Here is a 6,748-nt window from a genome sequence, read left to right on the forward strand (position 1 = left end):
TCCTGGGTATCCAAACGCCCACCTTCCAAATCCTTAAAACAAATCTTAGTACCTTACCCCTTCAGGGCGCCTGCGGCCATACCGCGGACAAGCTGTTTCAAGCCGAAGACCAGAAGCAGCAGCGACGGTAAAATAACAAGCGCTGTGCCGGCAAACACCAGATTCCATGCTGTGGATTCCTGGAACTCCAGCATCGAGATCCCGATCTGTACCGTCCTCATCTCTGGAGTATTTGTAACAAGCAGTGGCCACAGATAGGAGTTGTACATGCTCAGGAACGAATAGATTGCCAATGTTCCAAGTGCCGGGCGAGACAATGGCAGGACATGGGACACAAAATACCGGATATGCCCACAGCCATCGATCTTCGCTGCTTCAAACAGTTCCTTGGGCAGCTGCATGAAGAATTGTCTCAGCAGGAATGTACCGAACGCTGTTGCCAGGAACGGAATGGTCAGTCCCTGATACGTATCGAGCCAGCCCCAACTGCGCACCGTCAGATAGTTCGGGATCATGGTGACTTCCCAAGGAATCATCATCGTCGCCACAAACATGCTAAAGATGACGTTCTTGCCTTTAAACTCCATTTTCGCGAATGCATAGGCCGCCATACTCGCTGTAACAAGCTGACCAAGCATCGTCAGTCCTGCCACCAGGAATGTATTGCCGATAAACGAACCAATCGGAACGATATCGAATACTTCCGTGAAATTGGACAGGTCTATCGATTGCGGGATGATATGAGGCGGATACGCACTGGCATCCTCCGGCGTCATGACCGCCATGAAAAAGGTGTACAGCACCGGATACAGTACAAGTGCCGCACAGATTGTAAGCAACATATACAGCAATGTTTTGGTCCATGGTGTCCTCATTGGTAATGCACTTTCCTTTCCACCCATTTGAACTGAATCAGGGTCAGCAGCATAATGACCGCGAACAGGATAAGCGCCTGCGCACTGCCCGTCCCAAAGCGGAAATTAACAAACGCTTCCTGATAGATGGAATATACGAATACATTGGTGCTGTCCATCGGGCCACCACGGGTTAGAATGTTGATTTGACCAAATGATTGGAACGCACCAATGATCGATACAACTGTGACGAAAAACAGGGTTGGCGACAGCAGTGGCATCGAGATTTTGCGAAAAGTAAGTAAAGGACCTGCGCCATCAATCTTCGCGCTCTCATAAATTTCATCCGGGATGCCCTGTAATCCGCTGGATAGAATAATGTAATTGAATCCGAGATTCATCCAAATCGTCATAATGGAGATCGATATTAAGGCCCAATCCGGGCTGGTCAGCCAGGGAATTGGATCTATTCCAACTTTTCCCAATAAATAATTAAGCATGCCCAAGGTCGGATGGAACAGGAACTTCCAGATGACCGCCGATGAACCGACAGACAATACCACGGGCAGAGAGAATACAAACTGGAATATACGCATTCCCTTGAAACGGTTGTGTGTTAATGCCGCTAGAATCAGAGCTGCCAGCATGCCGGTTGGCACGGTAAACAGGACAAATAGCAACGTCACTTTCATGCCTTGCAGGAACAGTCCGGACTGGAATACCGCCTTGAAATTGTCCAGTCCCACATAAGCTGCAATCTGTCCGGTAGGGTCAGTGGAATGCAGACTCAGGTACACCGACTTGAACATCGGATAAAACAGAAACACTGCAAATAAAAGCAGCGATGGTGCCAGGAAACCATAGGCCAGCATATTCTCCCGCATTCGCTGCACACGCAGCGAAGCTGTCCGGCGCTGACTTGTACCCCATACGCGCCGTCTGGCAGCAGGCAAGCCGATCCGGTTGTCAAGCTCACTCATCGGATTTTCTTCCCCCTTGATCTACGCATTCGGTGTGTGAACTTCATCACCCACATTATCTAGTGTAAAAGCCAACTGTCACAGCAGCATCCGTTCTGAATCAACGCAGCGTTAATCGTGGACAAGCGACTTTACCAAACAAGGGATGTTAAATAGACTTCATAACAAGCTCAGCAAACAGCAAAAAAACCGCAAGAACTCCCTTGATTCGGGAACGTTCGTGCGGCTTTATGTGTTAAGGGAAGATGAACAACGATTCGATATCTACTCAATCAATTTAACAGAAAACTGGATATTTAATGTTAACGCAAAATTTTCGGTAGAGAATCCCAAAGAAAATGGATGGCATATAAGCATATGACATACTCTTTTCATGCCATTGGCCAGTGTAGACGAAGCCTTTTAACGATTGAGATGATACGGCACTGTTGTAACAATCACGTCTTTGTAATTGATCAAATAAGCGCGGATCATGAAGCTGGTCTGGTTGTGTAGTACATTTTGCCACCAATGCTTGGTGATGAACTGTGGAATTAGAATCGTGATATGGTCCGTCTCGGCCGTTTTCCATTCCACGGTATCAATGAACTTCTTGAGCGGTCCCATAATACTGCGGTATCTTGATTTAATGACAACCAGGCGAACGCCAGGGTTCCACTCTTCCCACTTCTGCTCCATCTTGCGAATGGCTTCATCATCGAACCCGATATACAAGGCAACCACGTGATCTGACATCGTCTGGGCGTAAGAGATTGTATTCATGACCACCCTTGTAATGCCAGCCACCGGAATGACGATCGTATTGCCCTTTCTCACCGGTTTCTCCAGCTTGATATCAATCCTCAATTCATCCGCGATGTTACAGTAATGACGGTGAATGCGCATGAACACATAAACGACGAGTGGCAGGAAAATAAAGATAACCCATGTTTGTGTGAACTTGGTGAATATAAAAATCAATGTAATCGACAGTGTGGTCAGCATACCAATCGTATTGACGAGCAGCTTCACACCCCATCCGGATGGTTTGACTTTGATCCAGCGAATCATCATGCCCAGCTGCGACAGGGTGAATGGAATGAACACGCCCACCGCGTAGAGCGGAATCAAGCTTTCCGTATTTCCTTTGAATCCAACAACCAGCAAGGCAGACATCACACTGAGAAAAATAATACCGTTCGAGAAGCCAAGGCGGTCTCCTCTAACCATAAACATATGTGGCATATATTTATCCTTTGCCATCATGAAGGACAGCAGCGGGAAAGCAGAATAGGCCGTATTCGCTGCCAGGAACAGAATCAAGGCCGTTACACCCTGAATAATAAAATACATCGTACCCCTGCCAAATGTCGCTTCGGCAATCTGGGAAATGACTGTGGCTTTCGGATCAGGCTTCACCCCGTAACCATAAGCAAGTAACGTAATCCCGATAAACATGGCTCCCAGAATACATCCCATAAGCATCAAGGTTCCTGCTGCATTTTTCTCCGCAGGCTGCTTGAAGTTCGGAATGGCGTTACTCACCGCCTCAACCCCGGTCAAGGCCGAACAACCCGAGCTGAATGCCTTCAGCAGCAGAAACAGACTCACATGAGACATACTCGTTCCGAATTCTGGGGCCGCAGCTTCCATGCCACCAGCCAGAAATTTGATACCTCCGGAGATAATCAGAATCGCAATCGAAAAGATAAACAGATATATGGGGATCGCCAATACGGAAGCTGATTCCGTCACCCCTCGCAAATTCATAATAGTCAGAAATACAATCATGATCAGTGCAATGACGATGCTGTAATCATGAAGCATTGGAAAGGCAGATGTAATCGCATCGGTCCCTGCGGACGAACTTACAGCAACAGTCAGAATATAATCGACCAGCAAAGATCCTCCGGCAATCAAGCTCGGAGCCGTGCCGAGATTATCCTTGGCTACGATATACGCGCCGCCTCCTGTTGGATAAGCAAAAATCGTCTGGCGGTAGGAAAAAATTAAAATGACGAGTAATCCCAACACGGCGATGGAGATTGGAACAGAGTACCACAAGGCGGCGAATCCGGCCGCAACGAGCACCAGTAAGATCTGCTCCGTACCGTAGGCAACGGACGATAGTGCATCGGAGGACAGGATGGCAAGTGCCTTCCATTTCCCCAATTTTTCTGCATCCAATTCAGCCGATTTCATAGGCTTGCCTATTAAGATTCTCTTCATTTTGCCAAGCATGATCATAACTTCCTTCCGTCTTTCATCTGTGAAGCATTGTTATTATGCAAAATCGCCGAGCCATTGACAATACGTCATTTCACCCGAATTTCGCCAGCGTGTGATAATGCATTCTACGATTCAATAATCGATAACAAAGCCGCGCTTTATCAGTTTTTTGAACGTTTTTGAACCAAAATGGCGTTTGTTCGCCGAAAAAAAGGAAATGGCCTTCGGTTTAATAAACCAAAGACCATTCATATTAGGCTGTGTTGTAGCTCTTTCTTTTATACGATTTCGATCCGTCAAACTTCTATGCCCAATATACCAGGACGTGGAGTGACACCGAAAGCTTGGGCCAATGTAGCTAGCTGCTCATCCGTAATTCTCTGTCTGATCTCATGACCTGCAACCAGCATATACACCTGAGCCGCTTTCTCAATAGTCTCAATGAGGCCAAAGGCTTCATCAATCGTTGTACCTGTTCCAAAAATCCCATGCTGCGGCCAAATGACCGCATGGTATTCCTTCATTTTCTCAGCCGTTTCCCGTCCAATTTCATTCGATCCAGGCACCATCCACGGAATAATACCAACACCGTCAGGAAATACGACAACGCATTCCGTACACATCTGCCACAGCGTCTTTGTAAATTTCATTTCATCCAACTCATGGATAAAGGTCATCGCCAGCACATTGGTCGCATGGTTGTGCATCACAACCCGGTGTTTCGAGTCGACTTTCAGACGTTCGATATGACTCATAAAATGCGTAGGCAATTCACTCGTTGGGTTCGCTCCCGACTTTAGCCCCCACAGCACTTCCAGCTCCTGTCCATCATTCGATACTCGTAGCAACCCCAGATTGCTCTCCGGATCAGCCAGTACATTTTTGAAATATTTGCCCGAAGCAGTCACAATAAAATACTTGCCTGCCAGCTCATGCATCGAAAATGCTGGTTTGATCTTGCGGATCACATGGTTGATATCGATATATTTGGCAACTTCCTCTTCCCCCAGCAGATAGCTGACATTGCCACCATTGCGTTCATCCCACCCGTTTTTCCACATATGTTGAGTAATCTCCGCCATCTCACGAACAAATGGGATATGGAAGCCCGCAGCCTGCGTTGTTTCATTGGTAAGGGTCACGTTCATCATCATTCTCTCCTCATGATAAAAAATAGAATGCCCATCACGTACATAGTAAGTTCCTTTTTTCACATTCATTATACCTTTGTTTATCTTTATAAGTCAATGATTCACAGATAAAAACACTTCATTTATTTTTGTTTATGTTTGTTTTGTGTATATTTATAAAAATAAGAAAAAAAATACCTCACCGGCGTCCGGCGAGGTCAGTCACACATCTATCTAACACGAGAAGGGGTTTACAAGAATTATCTTACCTCTGCTACCTTAATAGAAGCTGAAAATGAAATAAAAAAACGATGAAAACCCCTTTACCAAAAAATGACGGTCACCGCTGCTATCCATCCATTTATGCTATATATTTAAAGACGTTGTGCTGCATTTTGGAACATATTTATTCCTTTTTCAGCAAATAGGACGGGCGCATCAGTCCTGTCGGTTCATAACGCTCATCCCGTACATACTCAAAGCCCAGCTTGGACAGCATGTGACGTGACACTTCATTATCTGGATGATGCCCGGCAAACAACGCTTTAGCCTTCAGTTCGCCAAATGCATAGTCAATCACCGCCCGTGCCGCCTCCATGGCGTAGCCCTTGCCCCAATGATCCCGGGTTAGATGAAATCCCAGTTCATATATCTCTTCTTCCGGAGAATACGGGCGCAAGCCACAGCAACCAACAAACACTTCCGAATCTTTCTCAAAGAGTGGCCAGTATTGCACTCCCACATCTTCTTGCCTTTTTAATTCCTGAGTCAATCTCGCTTCCACTTCATCCTCGCTCAGAAATCCTTTGCTGCTAATCCACTTCGATACCTCATGATCTCCCCATAGAGCGGAAGCCAGAGCACGGTCTTCTTCATTCCATGTCGAGAAAACAAGCCGCTCGGTTTCAAGAAACGTTGGTCTTTTCATCGTCCAATAACCTCCTGTTTCACAACATTAGTCTTCACGATGTTCCTAATATAAATTACTCGAATAGTAACCTATGTAAACAAAAATTTGATCTAAACCTATTATATCACTGGGGTCGCACATACAATTTCTGAGGCTGTTTCTTGATTGAATCGATATGATGCATCCATAAAAAAAAAGAAAAACCTCTGCCGACAACATGTCCGACAGAGGTTCACAAAGCACGCTACATTCATTAGAAATCAGATGTTGCGATTTGAATTGTGCCTGTTGAAGCACCTGACGGAGTAGTCAACAAAGCAGCTACGAGCAGCAAATCAACAGACAACGTAAGGCTGTTGCCAGCTGGGATCATATACGTGATCACTGGAGCGTTAACACGAGTCACAACCAGATCTACCGGGGCAGTACCAAAATTGTTCACCGTGATGCTGGCATTCGTGCCTCCAGCGAGGTTTTCATAATACGATTTACCCACGCTTGCATCTAAGGCATAAAATTGTTGCGGTAAAAGGATGGCCATGGAAATCACCTCCTTTTGCTTTGATACAGTATTCTATGTTTGGAATCTATTAATGTAACGGTAAAATGACCGTGTGATAACGTCCATTTTAATAGAGACGCTAGAATACTAGACACAAAAAAAGC

The 6,748-nt window shown here is 45.9% G+C and carries 6 protein-coding genes; all 6 read right to left on the bottom strand.

From position 1 onward, the window contains the following. Positions 1–53: 53 nt before the first annotated feature. A complete protein-coding gene (locus A6049_RS09805) occupies positions 54–875 on the bottom strand; it encodes a carbohydrate ABC transporter permease (RefSeq protein WP_063564462.1) in 822 nt (273 codons plus the stop codon). Then, positions 872–1,738 (bottom strand): carbohydrate ABC transporter permease, encoded by an 867-nt coding sequence (locus tag A6049_RS09810; RefSeq protein ID WP_371129256.1) that lies wholly within the window; start codon positions 1,736–1,738, stop codon positions 872–874. Before A6049_RS09810 ends, A6049_RS09805 begins: the two co-directional genes overlap by 4 nt. A gap of 498 nt (positions 1,739–2,236) precedes the next feature. Continuing rightward, complete coding sequence (locus tag A6049_RS09815) at positions 2,237–4,054, bottom strand: APC family permease (RefSeq protein ID WP_063564464.1); 1,818 nt, start codon at positions 4,052–4,054, stop codon at positions 2,237–2,239. Between the two features lie 284 nt (positions 4,055–4,338). After that, complete coding sequence (rhaD, locus tag A6049_RS09820; RefSeq protein ID WP_063564465.1) at positions 4,339–5,190, bottom strand: rhamnulose-1-phosphate aldolase; 852 nt, start codon at positions 5,188–5,190, stop codon at positions 4,339–4,341. Between the two features lie 388 nt (positions 5,191–5,578). Then, positions 5,579–6,100: a GNAT family N-acetyltransferase gene (locus tag A6049_RS09825; RefSeq protein WP_063564466.1), complete on the bottom strand. Its 522-nt coding sequence runs from the start codon at positions 6,098–6,100 to the stop codon at positions 5,579–5,581. A gap of 235 nt (positions 6,101–6,335) precedes the next feature. Beyond that, positions 6,336–6,623, bottom strand: a complete 288-nt coding sequence (locus A6049_RS09830; RefSeq protein WP_063564467.1) for a hypothetical protein — start codon at positions 6,621–6,623, stop codon at positions 6,336–6,338. Positions 6,624–6,748: the final 125 nt, after the last annotated feature.

Source organism: Paenibacillus sp. O199 (assembly GCF_001636635.1).
GTDB lineage: Bacteria > Bacillota > Bacilli > Paenibacillales > Paenibacillaceae > Paenibacillus > Paenibacillus marchantiae.